The 17,878-nt window shown below is 70.5% G+C and carries 14 protein-coding genes and 2 tRNA genes; 9 read left to right on the top strand and 7 right to left on the bottom strand.

The genetic code is table 11. The features are described 5' to 3' along the window. Window positions 1–102 precede the first annotated feature (102 nt). Both ilvD and AB0878_RS26220 read left to right on the top strand, forming a co-directional pair. On the top strand, window positions 103–1,800 hold the full coding sequence (gene ilvD / locus AB0878_RS26225; protein ID WP_366582882.1) for a dihydroxy-acid dehydratase: 1,698 nt from the start codon (window positions 103–105) through the stop codon (window positions 1,798–1,800). A gap of 809 nt (window positions 1,801–2,609) precedes the next feature. Next, on the top strand, window positions 2,610–2,744 hold the full coding sequence (locus tag AB0878_RS26220) for a hypothetical protein (RefSeq protein ID WP_366582881.1): 135 nt from the start codon (window positions 2,610–2,612) through the stop codon (window positions 2,742–2,744). Between the two features lie 130 nt (window positions 2,745–2,874). Here AB0878_RS26220 and AB0878_RS26215 read toward each other — a convergent pair. Further along, window positions 2,875–2,947, bottom strand: a tRNA-Lys gene (locus tag AB0878_RS26215). Between the two features lie 234 nt (window positions 2,948–3,181). Here AB0878_RS26215 and AB0878_RS26210 point away from each other — a divergent pair. Further along, window positions 3,182–4,423, top strand: a complete 1,242-nt coding sequence (locus tag AB0878_RS26210) for an NADH:flavin oxidoreductase/NADH oxidase family protein (protein ID WP_366582880.1) — start codon at window positions 3,182–3,184, stop codon at window positions 4,421–4,423. 164 nt (window positions 4,424–4,587) lie between these two features. On the opposite strand, the gene AB0878_RS26205 is transcribed toward AB0878_RS26210, so the two are convergent. Together AB0878_RS26205 and orn are read right to left on the bottom strand one after the other, a co-directional pair. Next, window positions 4,588–4,663: transfer RNA gene (locus AB0878_RS26205), tRNA-His, on the bottom strand. A gap of 74 nt (window positions 4,664–4,737) precedes the next feature. After that, window positions 4,738–5,346, bottom strand: coding sequence for an oligoribonuclease (gene orn / locus AB0878_RS26200; protein WP_285973492.1), 609 nt, complete (start codon window positions 5,344–5,346; stop codon window positions 4,738–4,740). 117 nt (window positions 5,347–5,463) lie between these two features. Between orn and AB0878_RS26195 the strand changes: the two genes are divergently transcribed. Both AB0878_RS26195 and AB0878_RS26190 read left to right on the top strand, forming a co-directional pair. Further along, window positions 5,464–7,008 (top strand): helicase HerA-like domain-containing protein, encoded by a 1,545-nt coding sequence (locus AB0878_RS26195; RefSeq protein WP_366582879.1) that lies wholly within the window; start codon window positions 5,464–5,466, stop codon window positions 7,006–7,008. Between the two features lie 68 nt (window positions 7,009–7,076). Next, window positions 7,077–7,463: a DUF3224 domain-containing protein gene (locus AB0878_RS26190; protein ID WP_366582878.1), complete on the top strand. Its 387-nt coding sequence runs from the start codon at window positions 7,077–7,079 to the stop codon at window positions 7,461–7,463. A gap of 123 nt (window positions 7,464–7,586) precedes the next feature. On the opposite strand, the gene AB0878_RS26185 is transcribed toward AB0878_RS26190, so the two are convergent. The 3 genes from AB0878_RS26185 to AB0878_RS26175 all read right to left on the bottom strand — a co-directional run bounded on the left by AB0878_RS26185 (window position 7,587) and on the right by AB0878_RS26175 (window position 10,882). After that, entirely contained in the window at window positions 7,587–8,636 is a 1,050-nt protein-coding gene (locus tag AB0878_RS26185; RefSeq protein WP_366582877.1) for a trypsin-like peptidase domain-containing protein, read from the bottom strand. Between the two features lie 111 nt (window positions 8,637–8,747). Next, window positions 8,748–10,070, bottom strand: coding sequence for a M20 family metallopeptidase (locus AB0878_RS26180; protein ID WP_366582876.1), 1,323 nt, complete (start codon window positions 10,068–10,070; stop codon window positions 8,748–8,750). Window positions 10,071–10,105: 35 nt separating this feature from the next. Then, entirely contained in the window at window positions 10,106–10,882 is a 777-nt protein-coding gene (locus AB0878_RS26175; RefSeq protein WP_366582875.1) for a methyltransferase domain-containing protein, read from the bottom strand. Between the two features lie 173 nt (window positions 10,883–11,055). On the opposite strand from AB0878_RS26175, the gene AB0878_RS26170 reads away from it, so the two are divergent. From AB0878_RS26170 to AB0878_RS26155, 4 genes are all read left to right on the top strand, one after another. Further along, on the top strand, window positions 11,056–12,030 hold the full coding sequence (locus AB0878_RS26170; protein WP_366582874.1) for a hypothetical protein: 975 nt from the start codon (window positions 11,056–11,058) through the stop codon (window positions 12,028–12,030). Between the two features lie 1,165 nt (window positions 12,031–13,195). Further along, window positions 13,196–13,879 carry a M50 family metallopeptidase gene (locus AB0878_RS26165; RefSeq protein WP_366582991.1) on the top strand — a complete coding sequence of 228 codons (684 nt, stop codon included), beginning with the start codon at window positions 13,196–13,198 and terminating at the stop codon, window positions 13,877–13,879. A 118-nt stretch (window positions 13,880–13,997) separates the two neighbouring features. Further along, window positions 13,998–15,230: an aldehyde dehydrogenase family protein gene (locus AB0878_RS26160; protein ID WP_366582873.1), complete on the top strand. Its 1,233-nt coding sequence runs from the start codon at window positions 13,998–14,000 to the stop codon at window positions 15,228–15,230. Then, on the top strand, window positions 15,227–16,333 hold the full coding sequence (locus tag AB0878_RS26155) for a dihydrofolate reductase family protein (protein WP_366582872.1): 1,107 nt from the start codon (window positions 15,227–15,229) through the stop codon (window positions 16,331–16,333). The genes AB0878_RS26160 and AB0878_RS26155 overlap by 4 nt, the downstream gene beginning before the upstream one ends. Before the next feature lie 76 nt (window positions 16,334–16,409). Here the strand turns inward: AB0878_RS26155 and AB0878_RS26150 are convergent, their stop codons facing one another. Continuing rightward, window positions 16,410–17,618, bottom strand: a complete 1,209-nt coding sequence (locus tag AB0878_RS26150) for a chitinase (RefSeq protein ID WP_366582871.1) — start codon at window positions 17,616–17,618, stop codon at window positions 16,410–16,412. Between the last annotated feature and the right edge of the window lie 260 nt (window positions 17,619–17,878).

Below are 17,878 nucleotides of genomic sequence, written 5' to 3'. Positions count from 1 at the left end.
GCTTTTGTACCGGGTGCTGCCAAGTTACGATAGTCGAATTTGGTCGTCGAAAAACCGTGGAGGAACAAGGTGCACCAGAATCGTTCGGACTCCGGTCCGGTCATGGACGAGACTCCGGACATCAAGCCGCGCAGTCGCGATGTCACGGACGGCCTGGAGCGCACCGCTGCGCGCGGGATGCTGCGGGCTGTGGGCATGGGTGACGACGACTGGGTGAAGCCCCAGATCGGTGTCGCTTCGTCGTGGAACGAGATCACGCCGTGCAACCTGTCGCTGGACCGGCTGGCGAAGGCGAGCAAGGACGGCGTGCACGCCGCGGGTGGCTATCCGCTGGAGTTCGGCACGATTTCGGTGTCCGACGGTATCTCGATGGGCCATGAGGGCATGCATTTCTCGCTGGTGTCGCGTGAGGTGATCGCGGACAGTGTGGAGACGGTGATGCAGGCCGAGCGGTTGGACGGCTCGGTGCTGCTGGCCGGGTGTGACAAGTCGTTGCCGGGAATGCTGATGGCGGCTGCCCGGCTTGACCTGGCCAGTGTGTTCCTCTACGCCGGTTCGATTCTGCCCGGCCGGGTCACGCTGTCGGATGGCGGCGAGCGCGAAGTCACGATCATCGACGCGTTCGAGGCCGTCGGTGCGTGCGCCAGGGGCCTGATGAGCCGCGAGGACGTCGGGCTGATCGAGCGCGCTATCTGTCCCGGCGAGGGCGCGTGCGGCGGGATGTACACGGCGAACACGATGGCCAGTGCGGCCGAGGCGCTGGGGATGTCGTTGCCCGGCAGTGCGGCTCCGCCGGCGACGGACCGGCGGCGTGACGGGTTTGCGCGGCGGTCGGGTCAGGCGGTGGTCGAGATGCTGCGCAAGGGGATCACCGCTCGGCGGATCATGACCCGGGAGGCGTTCGAGAACGCGATCGCCGTGGTGATGGCGTTCGGCGGCTCCACCAACGCGGTGCTGCACCTGCTCGCGATCGCGCACGAGGCGGAGGTGCCGCTGAGTCTGGACGACTTCACGCGGATCGGTGCGCGGGTGCCGCACCTGGCCGACGTGAAACCGTTCGGGCGGTATGTGATGACCGATGTCGATCGCATCGGCGGCGTGCCGGTGGTGATGAAAGCGTTGCTGGACGCGGGTCTTCTGCACGGCGATTGCCTGACCGTGACCGGGCGTACGGTCGCCGAGAACCTGGCCGAGATCGCGCCGCCGGACCCGGACGGCACGGTGCTGCGCGCGATGGCCTCGCCGATCCACCCGACCGGCGGCATCACGATCCTGCGTGGTTCCCTGGCGCCGGAGGGCGCGGTCGTGAAGTCCGCCGGTTTCGACTCGGACGTGTTCACCGGCACGGCCAGGGTGTTCGATCGCGAACGCGCCGCGATGGACGCGCTGGAGGACGGCACGATCGTCGCGGGCGACGTCGTGGTGATCCGCTACGAGGGCCCCAAGGGCGGGCCGGGGATGCGGGAGATGCTCGCCATCACCGCGGCGATCAAGGGTGCGGGGCTCGGCAAGGACGTCCTGCTGCTGACCGACGGCCGTTTCTCCGGCGGCACGACCGGCCTGTGTGTCGGCCATGTCGCCCCCGAGGCAGCCGACGGCGGGCCGATCGCCTTCGTCCGCGATGGCGATCCCGTCAGCCTCAACGTCGCGACCGGCATGCTGGACCTCGGCGTGGATGCCGCCGAGCTGGCCGCCCGCCGCGCGGGCTGGACCCCACTGCCCGACCGCTACACACGCGGCGTGCTGGCCAAGTACTCCAGGCTCGTCGGCTCGGCCTCCCAGGGCGCTGTCTGCGGGTAACGCAGCCAGGACTGCGCCCGGCGATCCGGCCGGGCGTGGCCGTCGCTCATGACCGAATGGTCAAGCGGAACGAGGCGAAGGGCGCTGGCAATTTCTGTTGGTGCCGGGCTCAGTGGATGAGCCGCTCAGGAAAGTGGGGACGGCGCCGGTCGCTGCCGCGTGTGTGGCATGAGTGCTCAAGCCCATGAGGAAAGGTTCACGACGTTCCCCGGCCCCGGCCACCCTGACGAAGCGGGCGTCGGCGCCGGGTTCGCTGGTGCTCTGTCCGAGGACGCCCTCGACGACGCCGAGAAAAGTCTGCTCCCGATCGCAGCAGACAAGGCCTCTCGGCACCAGGCGGCGCTCGAGCAGTCGGCGCAGAAGCCTTGAACCTCGGGCTGCCTGGCCGGCCGCCAATGCACAGGCAAGACTGGTCTCGAAGACTCCGGCAAGGCTTCGGGGCGCGGCGCCGCAGCTGCCGTCGGATTCGCCTCGTGTGCAGTGAGCCAGAAGCTGTGTGCCTTGCTGGGGTCTGCGCTGAGGGCGCCGTTCGGGCCGACGCGGGCGCAGGCGGGGTTGGGGGCTGCGAGCGTGCGGACGCCGTCGGCGAGCATGGCGGCGCGGGCGTCTCCCGTCCCGGTTGATGACCGGTGCGGGACACCGGAAATCCCGCGCGCGAGGGCGTCGAACCAGTGGGGGCGGACATCGGGCGTGCAGGCGCCGGACCTGTCGCTTTCAGCGCGGTTGCCAGGAGTGGCCTGGCCGGCTGCGGTTGACTGGACGTATCGGCTGCTTTCGACGGCGGTCTGGTCGGCTGCTACGGAGATCGGGTGGCCGACGACGTCGCCGGCAATCCGCGTTCGAACGACAGTCGCAGCGGACCCGAAGGTGCGGCCGTCCGCAACCAGTCGGCGGGATTCGTGCCACACCGCGAAAGCCTGGCGCTCATGGTGGGTTGGACATGAAGTTCGGGCGCGACTTGTTGAGGAACTCTTCGATCACGGTGACCACTGTGGACGGTAGACAACCGGAAGAAACTCTTCCACATAACATAAATCCCCAGGCCGGAGAAGATCCGAACCTGGGGAGTGAGGGTGCGCCATCAGGGACTCGAACCCCGAACCCGCTGGTTAAGAGCCAGCTGCTCTGCCAATTGAGCTAATGGCGCTTGGTGGTGCCCGCCGCTTTGGTTTCCCTCGGCGACGTGGAAAAGATTAGCAGGCTGTTCAAGCCGCGTTTCAGGGGGGTCCCCTTAAGCGCGCGCGGGGGGTCGCCGCGGCGGCGGGAGGGCTCCTAGCTGCGCGTTCCCGTTCAGTCTGGCAGATCGGGGGCCGTTGTGGGGGTTGTCGAGGTCATGAAGCGGCCGTTGACAACTGTACGTCGTACAGGTAACTCTGGTCTCATGTACGGCGTACAGGAGAACATCCTCGCCACCCCACTCACGCTGCCCAATGGCACCGTCCTCGCCAATCGGCTGGCGAAGGCCGCCACGAGTGAGCACTTGGCCGACCGGCGGGGCGCGCCGACGCGGCAACTCGCGGAGGCCTACCGACGGCTCGCGCACTCGGGTGCCGGGCTGCTGATCAGCGGAAACGTCATGGTCGACGGCTCGGCGCTGGAGGCTCAGCGCAACGTCGTGATCGAAGACTTCCGGCACCTGCCCGAGCTGCGGCGCTGGGCGGCCGCGACCGTGGGCACCGACACCAAACTGCTCCTGCAGCTCTCGCACCCCGGCCGCCAGTCGATGCGTGGCCTGAAGCTCGCCGGGCGGCAGCAGGATGTCGTCGCGCCGTCGGCGGTGCTCCTGGACCTGGGGAAGTGGCTCTTCCGTCGGCCGCGGGCGCTGTCGGACGTGGAAGTCAGCACACTGGTCGCGCGCTTCGCCACGGCCGCGTACGTCGCCGCCGAAGCGGGCTTCGCCGGCGTCCAGCTCCACGCGGCCCACGGCTACCTGCTCAACCAGTTCCTGTCTCCGCTCGTCAACCGCCGTGACGACCGCTGGGGCGGGTCACCGGAGAACCGGATGCGCTTCCTGCTGGAGGTCGTCCGCGCGATCCGCGCCGGCACGCCTCCGGACTTCATCCTCTCGGTCAAGCTCAACTCCGCCGACTTCCAGCGCGGCGGCTTCGCCCCCGAAGACGCCCTCGCGGTCACCAAGGCCCTCGAACAGGAAGAGGTCGACTTCCTGGAAGTATCCGGCGGCACCTACGAAAGCATCGCCGTCGTCGACGGCACCCCTCAACGCGCCTCAACCCTCGCCCGCGAGGCCTACTTCCACGACTTCGCCGAAGACTTCGCCCGCGAGCTCACGATTCCCCTCATGCTCACCGGCGGCTTCCGCTCCCACGCCGCCATGGTCGACGCCGTCTCCTCCGGCTCCGTCGACCTCGTCGGCCTGGCCCGCCCCATCACCCACGACCCGACCTTCCCCCACCGACTTCTCACGACCCCCACTGCCCGCAGCGCCGCCCCCACCCCCAAGATCGGCCAGAAGCTCCTGGACGACCTCCTCAACTCTTCCTGGCACCAACAACAGCTCTCCCGCCTGGGCCGCGGCGCCCGCCCGCGCCCCTCCCGCCGCCCCACCACCGCCCTCGTCATCGCCGCCCTCACCACCCTCCACGACGCCCTCTTCTTCTCCTAACCCTCCACAAAGGACGAGGAATACCCCACGACCTAGGGTGACGACACGGGATGGGGTCCAGGGGGCTCGCCCCCTGGCGGGGGTCTGGGGGTCCGACCCCCAGAAAAAGGCGAAACCCCAGCCTGGGGAAAGGTGCCCGAAGGTCACCGACCAGACTGGGGTGATGGGGTGAGCGACGGGTTTCGAACCCGCGACCTCCTGGACCACAACCAGGTGCTCTACCAGCTGAGCTACGCCCACCATCTGCGAGGGATCGTTGCGATCACCTTGCTGCGGAATATCGTAGCGTGCCCTCGCGAGGGGTTTTCACCGGGTCAGCTTCGGTGGCGTTCCTGCACTTCGGCGGCCGCGGCTTTGGCTTGTTCGCTGGTCGGCCCGGGTTGGGGGACGAAGGCGACGTTGCGGTAGTAGTCGAGTTCGCCGATGGATTCCTTGATGTCGGCGAGCGCGCGGTGGGCGAGGCCCTTCTCCGGCTTCGCGTAGTAGATCCGCGGGTACCAGCGCCGCACGAGTTCCTTGACCGACGACACGTCGACCATGCGGTAGTGCAGGTGGCTGTCGAGCGCCGGCATGTCGCGGGAGATGAAGCCGCGGTCGGTGGCGATGGAGTTGCCCGCCAGGGGGGCCGTGCCGGGGTCGGGGACGTGCTCGCGGATGTAGTCGAGCACGCGCTGCTCGGCTTCGGCGAGCGTCACCGCGGAGGCGCGGACCTCTTCGGTGAGCCCGGACTTGGCGTGCATGTCGTGGACCACCTGCGGCATGCCGTCGAGCGTGGTGTCGTCGGTGTGGATGACGATGTCGACTCCCTCGCCGAGGACGTTGAGGTCGGCGTCGGTCACGAGGGCGGCTATTTCGATCAACGCGTCTTTGCCGAGGTCGAGCCCCGTCATCTCGCAGTCGATCCAGACTAGGTGGTCGGTCACCCGGACAACCCTAACCCGACACGGGGATGTCAGCCGGGTTACCTGCGCATTCGGCGCGTTACGCTCGGGCAGCCAGGTGAAAGAGTGTGATTTCGGACTCGGAACGGGGTGCGGCCAGTGGCCGAGCAGGGGTCGGGGCCTGCGGCGGAGATCGCGCAGGGTTACGTGAGTGAGGGCGCCGCGGTGGAGCTGGGCGCCGTGGTGATCGACGGGCGGACCGAGGCGGCCGCGGCCGTGCGGCTGCCGCTGGCCACGCTGAACCGCCACGGTCTGGTGGCGGGTGCGACCGGCACCGGCAAGACGAAGACGTTGCAGCTGATCTCGGAGCAGCTCTCCGCCGCGGGTGTGCCGGTGGTGCTGGCCGACGTGAAGGGCGACCTTTCGGGCCTGTCGGCGGCGAGCGAGGCGAACGACAAGCTCACGAAACGCGCGCAGGAGCTGGGTGACGACTGGGCGCCGGCCGCGAGCCCGGTGCAGTTCCTGTCGCTGGGTACCGGCGGCAAGGGGTCGCCGATCCGGGCCACGATCACGAGCTTCGGCCCGGTGCTGCTGTCCAAGGTGCTGGACCTGAACGAGACGCAGGAGTCGACGCTCGGCCTGATCTTCCACTGGGCCGACCAGCGCGGGCTGGCTCTGCTCGACACGAAGGACCTGCGGTCGGTGATCACGCACCTGACCAGCGACGAGGGCAAAGCCGACCTCAAGGGCATCGGCGGCGTCTCCGCGGCGACGGCCGGGGTGATCCTGCGCGCACTGTCCAATCTGGAAGCCCAGGGCGGCGAGGACTTCTTCGGCGAGCCCGAGCTGGACGTGCACGACCTGATGCGCCAGGCCGACGGCAAAGGCGTGGTGACGCTGCTGGAGCTGGACAACCTGCAGTCGAAGCCGGCGTTGTTCTCGACGTTCCTCATGTGGTTGCTGGCCGAGCTGTTCGAGGAGCTGCCCGAGGAGGGCGATCTCGACAAGCCGAAGCTCGTGTTCTTCTTCGACGAGGCGCACCTGCTGTTCAACGACGCGTCGAAGGCGTTCCTGGAGCGCATCGAGCAGACGGTGAAGCTGATCCGGTCGAAGGGCGTCGGCGTGTTCTTCTGCACGCAGCTGCCCACCGACATCCCGAACGCCGTGCTGTCGCAGCTGGGCGCGCGGGTGCAGCACGCGCTGCGCGCGTTCACGCCCGACGACCAGAAAGCCCTGGCCAGGACGGTGAAGACGTACCCGAAGACGCCCCACTACGACCTCGAGTCGGCGCTGACGTCGCTCGGGATCGGCGAGGCGGTGGTCACGGTGCTGTCCGAACGGGGTGCGCCGACGCCGGTCGCGTGGACGCGGCTGCGGGCGCCGCGGTCGAAGATGGGCTCGGTCGGGGACGAGGCGGTGGCCGCGGCGGTCGCGGCGTCCGACCTGAACGCGAAGTACTCGGAGACGATCGACCGGGAGTCGGCGTACGAGAAGCTGGCGGCTCGGGTCGCGGCGCCTGCCCAGCCGCCTGCTGCCGAGGCCCCAGCCCCTGCTCCCGCTCCGGTTCCGGCGGGGAAGGCCGAGGATCCCGGACTGATCTCCCAGGCCATGAGCAACCCGGCGGTGAAGTCGTTCATGCGCTCGGCCGCGTCCGCGTTGGGGCGGGAGATCACGCGGGGGCTGTTCGGCAACCGGCGGCGGTGAGAAATACCTGACACGACCTGGCAGGTATGGCGGGCAGGCTGAGCGCATCCGATCGGAAGGAACGAGCCATGACCAGCACCGCGACCGCCACGTTCGAGCTGGACAAGTGGGAGCCGCAGGCCGAGGACGAGACGGGTGGCACCGAGTTCGCGCGGGTGGCCATCGCCAAGACGTTCACGGGTGCGGTGGAGGGCACCAGCACCGTCGAGATGCTGACGGCCTCGAACGCCACTTCGCGCGCGTACGTCGCCTTCGAGCGACTGTCGGTGTCCGTCGACGGGCGCAAGGGTTCATTCGTGCTGCGGCACACGGCGGGTGACGAAGGCCTGTCGCTGCTCATCCTCGCGGGCTCAGGCTCGGGAGAGCTGACGGGTATCTCCGGCTCCGCCGCCATCACCCAGGACGAAGCCGGCAACCACGCGTTCACGCTGACCTACGAGCTCCCGGCAGCGTGAAAGCCGCTCTCTCAGGGCCCCGAAACCCTGGGAGAGCGGCTTTCACCGTGGTTTCCCCGCCACCCCGATTCGAGCGAGGAAAGTCGGACGGGCCGCCCCGACCGCGGTCCGTCCGCGACCGCGTCAGCCGTTGACGATCTGGTTCACGATCGTCTTGGCGTCGTTGACCGGGATCGCGAAGCCGATCCCGACGCTGCCCGCGGAGCCTCCTGCCGCCGACGGGCTGTAGAGGGCCGAGTTGATGCCGATGACCTGGCCCTGGGCGTCGACGAGCGCGCCGCCGGAGTTGCCCTGGTTGATCGAGGCGTCGGTCTGGATCGCGGTGTAGCTGGGGCCGTTGTCGGCCTGGTTCGATGTGCGGCTGAACGGCGACTGCTGTTGCTGCTCGCCCCCGCCGACGTCGGACAGCGGCCGGTTCAGCGCGCTGACGATGCCGGTGGTCACGGTGTTCTGCAGCCCGCCCGGCGAGCCGATGGCGATCACTTCCTGGCCGACCGCGAGCTTGCTCGAGTCGCCGAGGGTGGCGGCGGTGAGGCCGCTGGCGTCCTTGGCCTGGAGCACCGCGATGTCGCCCTTGGTGTCGGCGCCGACCACGCTGGCCTGGTACTTCTTGCCGTCGGACGTCGTGATCGTGACGTCGCCGACCGCGCCGTCGACCACGTGGGCGTTGGTGAGGATCCGGCCGTCGGAGGTCAGGATGACGCCCGAGCCGATGGCTTCGCCCTGGCCGGTGTCGACGTTGACCTGCACGACGCTCGGCAGCACCTTCGCCGCGACCGTGCTGACGTCGCCGGTGGAGGTCGTGTTGCTGACCGTCTGCCCGGCGACCGCGGAGGACGACGCGGGCGAGGCCACCGACGTGGTGGTCAGCCCGACGATCGCCGCGCCGGCGCCACCGCCGACGAGCGCCGCGGCGAGCGCGGTCGCGCCGACGACGGCGGCCAGCTTGCCGCCCCGTCGCTTCGGCTGCGTCGCGTGCTGAGCCTGCGGCTGCTGCGTGAAGAGCGGATTCGGCGCGGCCTGCTGGTGGCAGTACTGCCCGTACTGGGCGTACGGGCCGTACTGCGGCTGGGTGTGCTGCTGGGCGTTCTGCTGAGCAGCGTTCGGGTGGGTCTGGTGCGGCTGGTGCCCACCGGGTGAGGCGGGGCCGGGCCGACTCGCGTTCTCGGTCATGACACCAGGTTCGCGGCCGTGGTTGTGAGAACCCTGTGGAAATCCCTTCGGCTTTGCTGAGAAGAATCAGCTGAGAATCCTCAGGCGTTCCTCAGCCTGGGCGGGTGGGTTTCAGTCGAAGAATTTCGGGACGTCGAGGGCACCTCCCGAGGCTTCGAACTCGTCGTGCACGGCTTGGCGCAGCGTCGCGTCGGCGAGGTAGTCGGCGGCGGTGAGGGCGAGGCCGAGCGCGCCGTCGACCACGGCCTTGTCGCCCGAGGGCGACCCGGCGGCTTCGGCGAACTCCTTGGTGTGCAAGGCAACCGTCGGTCCGGAGACGGCGATCATCGGGTGCAGCGCGGGCATCCGGTACGACAAGTTGCCCAGGTCCGTGGACCCGGTGAGGAACTCCGGCACGATGCCCGGCGGCAGTGGTTTGCGGCCGGTGTCGGCCTGGTTCACCGACCACCGCCCGGCGAGTGTGGTGTTGAAACGGATCGGCAGGTACGCCGGCTGCGAATCCCACGTCAGCTCCACGCCACAGCCCGTCATTTCGGCAGCGCCGTGGGCGATCGCGGTCATCCGCTTCGCGAGGTCGCGCAACGTCTCGGGGTCGGCCGAGCGGAGGTAGAACAGGAGCGCGGCGCGTTCGGGGATCACATTGGGCCGGGCGCCGCCGTCGGTGAAGACACCGTGCACGCGGTCGGTGGAGGGCAGTTGCTGACGCAGCATCGACACGCCCTGGTAGGCCGCCACCGCCGCGTCGAGTGCGTTGCGCCCCATGAACGGCTGCGCCGACGCGTGGGCCCCGACGCCGTGGAACACCATCTCCAGCTGCCGCCGGCCGAGGAACGGGTGCAGCGCGATGTCGTGGCTGAACGGGTGGAGCATGATCACGGCGTCGACGTCGTCGAACACCCCGGCGCGCGCGAGCGTCTCCTTGCCGCCACCGCCTTCCTCCGCGGGCGTGCCGATCAGGGACACGCGCCCGCCGGCCTGCTCGGCGACGGCCGCGGCACCCAGGAACCCGCCGGCGCCGGCGGTGCAGATGACGTTGTGCCCGCACGCGTGGCCGAGCCCGGGCAGGGCGTCGTACTCCGAGAGCACGGCGATGTGCGGCCCGCCGTTGTCCGGCGTGCTCGCGCGCAGCGCCGTGTCGAGGCCGCCGAGGCCCACCGTGACCTCGTGGCCGTGGGCGCGCAGGAGCTCCGCCAGCGCGCCGGCGGAGCGGTGCTCGGTGAAGCCCTCTTCCGGGTGGGCGTGCAGGTCTTGGCTCAGCGCAACGAGTTCGTCGGCGCGGGCCCGCACTTCTCGTTCCACGGCCGCGCGCACGCCGGACTCGGCTCCGGTGTGGTCGGAGCCGAGGGGCTCGGCGGCCGCGACGGCTTCGGCCGTGGCCTCGATCAGGGCGCGCAGGTGGGAGTCGTCGGGTGGGACGGGAGCGGCGTCGGTCATGCGGGGATGCTATCCCCGGGCACCGACAAAGTGGATCAGTTCGCCCCGGGCAGCTCGCCGGCGACGATCTGGGTGACGCCCGCGAACCGCTCGGCGACGATGCGGAAACCCCGCGCGCGCAAGGCGGCCGCGATCTCGCCGCGGTCGAACATCCGCTGTCCGCTGAGGATCCCGCCCGCCGTGTCGACGACTCGCGCGGGTTGCCAGTCTCGCCGCGCGCTCGTCAGCAGCACGACGCGACCGCCGGGACGCAGGATCCGCGCGAACGAGTCGAGGGCGCGTTCGGGCTCGGCGAACATGTGCAGGGCGGCGAAGCAGCAGATGGCGTCCACTGTGGAGGGTGGAAAGGGTGGTTCGACGGCGTCGGCACGGAGGTAGGCGACCCCGTCTTCGTGGCTTTCGTCTGTCTCGGCTAGGGCGCGGGCGAGCATCGAGGGCGCGCCGTCGAGACCGATGGCGAGGCCGTGGTTTCCCGTTGCCGCACCGAAAGCGCGGGTGAACCGGCCGGTGCCGCAGGCGACGTCGAGCACGATCTCGCCCGGTTCGAGCGCGAGGAGTTCCGTGGCGAGGCGGACTTCGCCGGCCATGCTGGGGCCGAACGGACCTTTGAACAGCCGGCCGAACGCGGGGCGCCAGAAGCGTTCGTAGACCTGGGGGAGCAGCGTCGTGCGCATCACGCGCTGGGTGATTCCGGTGGTGGGACCGGCTTGGGGTGCGTCGCCGAGGACGTCGAGGTAGCCGGCGTCTGTGGGCTTGGCCGGCGTGGTGAGCAGCTCGGCGAGACGGTCCTGGGCTTTCGGGTGCTCGACCACCGGTTTTTCTCCCCTCTCGGTGGGATACCGGCAGTATGCCAAAGCCTGGTTGTCCACGATCGAGTGAAGATCTCGCCGATCAGGCGTTCGAGTGCCCGGATTGTCGGCCCCCCTTCCTAACGTCGCTTCCACGGTTCTCCGACCCCCGGAGTCCGCAGAGGAGGGACATCCCGATGACCGCACCGATCCTGCTGCCCATCGACGTGCCGACCGGCGAGATCGCCGTGCGCGGACCGTTCGACCTGTCCGCCGCGAGCCGCTACCTGGCCGGGTTCGGCCCGGCCGGCCGGCCCGACGCCGCCTCGGAGCCGGGCGTGCTGCGGCTGGCCTTCCCCGTGGACGGCGTGTGGACCCACGCCGGCGCCGCCATCCGCCAGAGATCGCCCGGCACGGTGGAAGTCGAGGTCTCCGCGCCGGTCGACCTGGCCGCGCGCGTGATGGGGCAGGTGAGCCGCATGCTGTCGCTCGACGTCGACGCCTCGGGTCTGCCCGACATCGACTTGCGTGACTCCGTAGCCGCCGGTTTGCGTGCCGAGCATCCGGGTTTGCGCCCTGTGCTGTTTTCTTCGCCCTACGAAGCCGCCTGCTGGTCGGTGCTCTCCCAGGGCATGCGCTTCACCACGGCCATGCGGCGCCGCCGCCTCCTCGCCGAACGCCACGGCGCCATCATCGACGTCGGTGAGTACCAAGTGGTCTCGTTTCCCGCCCCCGCGGTTCTGGCCGAACTGGCCTCGGAAGGCGGCTTGGCGGACTTCCGCGTCGCCCGCCTCCGCTCCATCGCCCAGGCCACCGCCGACGGCCGCCTCGACGCCACCGAACTCCGCGCCCTCCCCGTTCCCGACGCCCTGGCGCACCTCCGCACCATCCCCGGCATCGGCGCCTTCTCCGCCGAACAGATCCTCCTGCGCGGCGTCGGCCACCCCGACCTCTTCCCCCGCGCTGACGCCCGCCTGCACGAATCCATGCGCGAGGCGTACTCGCTCCCCGCGACCACCCCCGCCTCCCAGCTGATTCCCCTGGCCGATGACTGGCGCCCTTACCGCAGCTGGATCGCCCTGCTGTTCCGCGCCACGCTCGATGCCGTACCGCCAGACCCCGACGCGGCTTCCTTGGCTGAGGAGGTGGTGACCGGCTCGGCCGCACAGTGATGCCGACCGCTGCGCCGCTAGCCCGGCTGTTGCGGCTCACGAGTCGCCCGCGTGGACGCGCTGGCGCGCCCGCGGCTGTCGCACCCGGGAAGGAGGTGACTTCCGGCTTGGGTAACGATCGACGTCAAGCCGCGCTGGTGCGGTGGAGCCGTGCACCTGAACGTCGAGGCTGGTCTGTCTGAGCGGCGACGCCTGGCCGCGCGCCTGGAGGCCGGGCTCGCCGAGCGTGCCACCCTGGCGGCCGTGCTGCCTTTAGCCGAGGTGACTGCCGCGCGACGGCTGGCCGCGATGGTGCTGCGACGACGTGCGACTGAATGTCGAGACTGCCTCGGCTGGTGTGCGACGCCCGGACGCGCGTGTCCGAAGGCTGCGGCTCGTGCGGAAGTGCCGCTCTGGCGGCTGTGCCGACGTGCCCGTGGGGCAGCCGGGATCGGCCGAGGAACGGCGCCCGGCCGTGGTGGTGCTGTGCTGCTCGGCGGAGGGCGATCGGTGGGATGGCTCGTGCGGGCGATCCTCGGCGGCTGTGCGGCCTGGTGCGAGGGGGCTTCCTGGCCCCTGCGCCGGCGCGTTCGGTCTTGTCGCAGTCGCTTTCGGTCAGGGGGCGGGAGTGGACCGCTGCTCACGGTTGCCTGCTGGGGCGCTGCGGACTGCATTCGAGATGGAGGTGGTGACTGGGTTCGGGAGGGAGGTCGCGGGTGCGTTCAGCTGGTTGCGGTCCAGCGGCGCGGCCCTGTGCTGGGCGACGAGGAAGCGTGCGGGCGCAGCAGTGCCCAGGGGCGTGCTCTGCGGGCAAAGCGTGGGTCGGGACCGGTGCCGGGCCGGCTGCGGTCGGTGGTGGACGGCGCAACCGGTGCCACAAGCCCGGTCAGTCCTCGCCCGAGCAGTGGGCGGGCGACTCAAGGAGGTGGTCAACAGCGGCCGGCAGCGCCGCACCCGATGCAACAGAAACCGAAGACGACGAAAGGAGACCCCATGAACTGACCCCACCCATACCGACCCCAGCCACCCCGTCCCGCAGTGGGCACTAACAGTGGCCAGATGTCGCCTGTGGTGAGGTGTGCGCGTGATTTCGCGTGTGTTCGACGTCTCGTCCGTGGTCGCCAGTCAAGGTGTGGCTGGTGGGTGGGGGCGTGCGGCCGACGCGCCCGGGGCGGTCGAGGCGGCGCTGACGCAGGCGAACACGCCGGCGGCGATCACGTTGGTCACCGGGGGCGTCGCGTTGCTGGTGGTGCTGGTGGGTGGTACGCCGTGGCGGTTTGCGCGCAACGTGGTGACCATCGTGCACGAGGCGGGGCACGCGCTGGCGGCGGTGCTGGTCGGGCGGCGGTTGCGGTCGATCAAGCTGCACTCGGACACCTCGGGCGTCACGGTGTCGCGCGGGAAGCCGGAGGGGCCGGGCATGGCGTTCACGGCGCTGGCGGGCTACGTCGCGCCGTCGGTGCTCGGGCTGGTGTTCGCGAGCCTGGTGGGGCAGGACCTGATCACGGCCGTGCTGGTGCTGGTGGCGTTGCTGCTGCTGGGCGTGCTGATCATGGTGCGCAACGCGTACGGCGTGTTCACCGTGGTCGCGAGCGCGGTCGTGCTGGGGCTGGTGGCGCTGGTCGCACCGCCGGTGGTGCAGGCGCCGTTCGCGTACTTGCTGACGTGGTTCCTGCTGTTCGGGGGCGTCCGGCCGGTGGTGGAGCTGCAGGTCAAGCGGCATCGTGGGCAGGCGCGCGACTCGGACGCCGACCAGCTGAGCCGCCTGACCGCGGTGCCGGCGGTGCTGTGGGTGCTGGTGTTCGTGGTGCTCACGGTGAGCTGCCTGCTGGCCGGTGCGCTGTGGCTGCTGGAGCCGGTCGTCGCCTGAACGACCCGGGGATGGGCCGCGGGCGTGTGACGGGCGTCCCGAGGGGTGAGCCCGCCGTCCCCCGATGTGGGCGGTGCGGCAAACTGGTCCTCTGCCGAACGCGCGGAGGGAGACGACGATGGACGAGGTCGCGAAGGCCGTCGAGGAGTGCGCGCGAGCGGCGAAGCTGGCCGCGCCGTCGCTGGCCAGGGCCACCGAGGAGGCCGTGGACGCGGCGCTGCGGGGCATGGCCGAGCGCTTGCAGACGCACCGCGAGGAGGTGCTCGACGCCAACCAGGCCGACGTCGCCAAGGCGCGCGAGGACGGGATGAGCGCGGGTCTGCTCGACCGGCTCACCATCACGCCCGAGCGCCTCGACGGCATGGCCGAGCAGCTTCGGCTGCTGGCCGGCGCGCCGCACCAGGAGCGGTCCGTCGAGGTGTCCACATTGGACGGTGGACTGCGGCTGATCGAGCGGCGCCGGCCCGTGGGTGTCATCGGCGCGAACTACGAGGCGCGGCCGAACGTGACCGTCGACGTCGCCTCGCAGCTGGTGAAGTCGCGCAACGCCGGGGTGCTGCGCACCGGGTCTGCCGCTCTCGGGTCGGCCCAGCGGCTGCGCGACACGGTGATCGCGCCGGCGCTGGCCGAGGCCGGGATCGACCCGGACGTGGTGCAGCTGGTGCCGCGCGTCGAGCGGGAGGCCGCGTCGGCGCTGGTGCGCCTGCCCGGGCTGGTGCCGCTGGTGATCCTGCGCGGCAGCGGCGACAGCACGCGTGCGCTGGCCACCGAGGCGGCCGTGCACGGCGTGCGCACGCTGGCGCACGCGGACGGCGGCGGCGTGCTGTACGTCGACGCAGCGGCCGACGCCGCGAAGGTGCGCGACCTCGTGTCCGCGAGCCTCGACCGGCTCGGCGTGTGCAACCGGCTCAACCTGCTGCTCATCCACGACGACGTGCACGACGCCGTGTGGCCGTCGATCACCGCCGCGCTGGCCGAGCGCGGGGTGACGCCGTCGCTGGCGCCGCACGAGCACGCCATCGGCTACGAGTGGGCGCTGGACTCCGACCGCGAGGCGACCGTCACGGTCGAGCGCGTGAGCGGGCTCGACGAGGCCGTGGAGATCGCGAACGAACGGACGTCGGGCCTCGCGGCGGGCATCGCCACCGAGGACGAGGCGGCGGCCGGCGCGTTCTTCGACGGCTACACTGGCACGGGCGTCTTCTGGAACGCACCGACGCGGCTGCTCGACGGCTTCAAGCTGCTCGCCGTGCCCGAGACCGGGATCAACCTCGACCGCGTGCCGGGGCCGCGCGGGCCGGTGACCTACACCGACCTGTACGTGCGCCAGTACGCGGTCCAACCCGCATGACCAGCCGTCCCCACGTCGTGTTGTCGGCCGCCCAGTCGCTGGACGGCTATCTCGACGACGCGAGCACCACCCGGCTGATCCTGTCCAATGAGGACGATTTCGCCGAGGTCGACCGCCTGCGCGCCGAGGCCGACGCGATCCTCGTCGGCGCCAACACGGTGCGCGCGGACAACCCGCGGCTGCTCGTGCGTTCGGCGGACCTGCGCCGCGAGCGCGTCGCGGCGGGGCGGCCGGAGCAGCCGATCAAGGTGACCGTGACGAGCAGCGGCAAGCTGGATCCGGCGTCGCGCTTCTTCACGGTCGGCGAAGCACCGAAGCTCGTGTACGCGCCGCCGGTCGCGGTCGACGGCCTGCGCGACGTGGCGACGATCATCGACGCCGGCACCCCGCCCCGGCTCGAGCGCATCCTCGACGACCTCGGCGAACGCGGCGTCCGCCGGCTCCTCGTCGAGGGCGGTGGCGCCGTCCACACGCAGTTCCTCGAAGCCGGCCTCGCCGATGAGCTGCGCCTCGCCATCGCGCCCCTGGTGGTCGGCGACCCGCGCGCGCCGCGCTTCCTCGGCCCCGGCGCGTTCCCGCGCCCGCTGGAGCTGGCCGGACTGCGCCAGCTCGGCAACGTCGCCGTCCTCAACTACCGCGCAGCGGCCGAACCCACGCCGATTGACGTCCTGCGCCTGCGCCAGGCGATCGCGCTGGCGGACGAATGCCCGCCCAGCTCGACGTTCCGCGTCGGCGCCGTCATCGCCGCGCCCGACGGCACCGTGCTCGCCACCGGCCACTCCGGCGAGGGCGAGCCGCACAACCACGCCGAGGAAGCCGCCCTGGCCAAGCTCCGCGCGGACGACCCGCGCCTGGCCACCGCGACCATGTACAGCTCGCTCGAACCGTGCAGCTCCCGCGCTTCGCACCCGAAGAGCTGCACGCAGCTGATCCTCGAAACGTCCATCCCGCGCGTCGTCATCGCCTGGCGCGAGCCCTCGCTCTTCGTCGAGGCCGAGGGTGTCGAACTCCTCACCGCGGCGGGCCGCAAGGTCGTCGAGGTGCCCGCGCTGGCCTCCGAGGTCCGCCGCGCCAACACGCACCTGCCCGGCATCCGCCCCTGAGCCTGCCGCCGGACGTGGAACACCGGGTGGTCCACAGTGGATTCACCGTGGGCCACCCGGCAGCAGGGGAACGCGCTCAGCAGGGGCCGTTGTCGGACCAGACCCCGTCCGGGCCGGTCGTGCCGGGTTCTTCGCCCTGGGTCCACCACTTGGCGGTCCACTTGTGGGCGTTGTGGGACACGGAGTTGCCGCCGACGTAGACCGAGGCCTTCTGCCACTCGGGCGCGGCGCAGGTGCCCGGCGGGTTGGTGGGCGGGCTCGTCGGCGGGTCGGTCTGGGGCGGCGTCGCACCGGCGAAGCGGGTGGTGAACTTGGTGAAGTCCCAGTCGTTCTGGGTCACGTTGGAGCACACCGCATTGTCGGTCGTGGTGGTGCAGGGGCGGTCGCGGTTGACCGACCAGTACGTGAAGCGGCCGAGGTGGTGGCTGGTCGCGTAGTCGTAGACGGTCTGGAAGTCGGCCAGGGTGAAGATCTCCGCGTTGTCGGAGCGGCCGTTCATGCCGGAGAAGCCCTCGTGCGAATACGCGGTGGCGCTGTCCCAACCGAGGTGGCTTTCCAGCAGGCCGTGGAAGTTCTCGAGCGCCGAGACCTGCGCCGAGGAGTCGTTGAAACCGCCGTCGAAGGGCATGATCGAGAAGTTGTTGGGCGTGAAGCCGGTGGACTTGGCCTGGTCGAGCAGCTGCGTGCCGAACCAGCCGGTGCCCGCGGAGGTGCCGGGCATCGTGACGGACACGAACAGGCCCGGGTTGTCGGCCTGCAGCTTCTTCGCGGCGCCGAGCTCGTTGGCGATCGCCGCGGTGTTCTCGTACTCGGGTTCTTCGAGGTCGAAGTCGAGGGCCTTGAGGCCGTACTTGGTCACCACCTGCTGGTAGGCGGCGGCGGTCGCGTCGACGGTGCCGCACGTCTGGCCCAGTTTCGTACCGCCGTAGCCGCCGACGGACACCGACACGTCACCACCGTTGCCCCGGATGCGGTTCACGACGCCGGCGACCGCGGTGTCCGAAGAGACTGCCGACTTGCCGTCCCACGTGGGGCTGCAACCGCCGCCGTCGGGGGCGAGGATGAAGGCCAGCTGGAACGCCTTCTGCCCGGTCGCGTTCATCACCGTCACCGGGTCGGGCGGATTGTTGCTCACGGGCATGAGGTACGGCGCCGAGGCGTACCAGTTGTTGCTCAGGGCCGCGGCGGCCGCGGGCTGGGCATCGGCCGTGGCGGCCAGGGTCGCGGCTGTTCCGAGCACGGCGGCGGCAGCGAGCCCGACGGCGGCCAGTCTGCTTCGTTGCATCTGTCCTCCAGCTGACGAGCGGGGTGCACATCAGCATTGGACTAGACCAATGCGAAGTCAACCCACCACCCGACGATCGGCGGGCTGCTACGGGCGAAATGCCGGGATCGGCCCCCGGTGTTCACCCTGGCGGCCCAACGTCCCCGCCCCCGACCGGACGCGGACCAACCGCCCCGCTGGTCCACTGCGGACAGCCGGCGACGCTCGAAATCCGGTCGCACTCGCTCTCTGGCACCCGAGGACAGGACAAGCGGGCGGCA

This window comes from Amycolatopsis sp. NPDC047767 (genome assembly GCF_040704195.1).
GTDB lineage: Bacteria > Actinomycetota > Actinomycetes > Mycobacteriales > Pseudonocardiaceae > Amycolatopsis.
Note: the sequence above shows the minus strand (reverse complement) of the source record. Positions and strands in the feature narration are given on the sequence as shown.

Bases quoted from the DNA above. Each gene is read 5' to 3' on its own strand.
- ilvD (WP_366582882.1), top strand. From the start codon at position 103: ATGGACGAGACTCCGGACATCAAGCCGCGCAGTCGCGATGTCACGGAC.
- AB0878_RS26210 (WP_366582880.1), top strand. From the start codon at position 3,182: ATGTACGGCGTACAGGAGAACATCCTCGCCACCCCACTCACGCTGCCC.
- AB0878_RS26190 (WP_366582878.1), top strand. From the start codon at position 7,077: ATGACCAGCACCGCGACCGCCACGTTCGAGCTGGACAAGTGGGAGCCG.
- AB0878_RS26185 (WP_366582877.1), bottom strand. From the start codon at position 8,636: ATGACCGAGAACGCGAGTCGGCCCGGCCCCGCCTCACCCGGTGGGCAC.
- AB0878_RS26180 (WP_366582876.1), bottom strand. From the start codon at position 10,070: ATGACCGACGCCGCTCCCGTCCCACCCGACGACTCCCACCTGCGCGCC.
- AB0878_RS26170 (WP_366582874.1), top strand. From the start codon at position 11,056: ATGACCGCACCGATCCTGCTGCCCATCGACGTGCCGACCGGCGAGATC.
- AB0878_RS26160 (WP_366582873.1), top strand. From the start codon at position 13,998: ATGGACGAGGTCGCGAAGGCCGTCGAGGAGTGCGCGCGAGCGGCGAAG.
- AB0878_RS26155 (WP_366582872.1), top strand. From the start codon at position 15,227: ATGACCAGCCGTCCCCACGTCGTGTTGTCGGCCGCCCAGTCGCTGGAC.
- AB0878_RS26150 (WP_366582871.1), bottom strand. From the start codon at position 17,618: ATGCAACGAAGCAGACTGGCCGCCGTCGGGCTCGCTGCCGCCGCCGTG.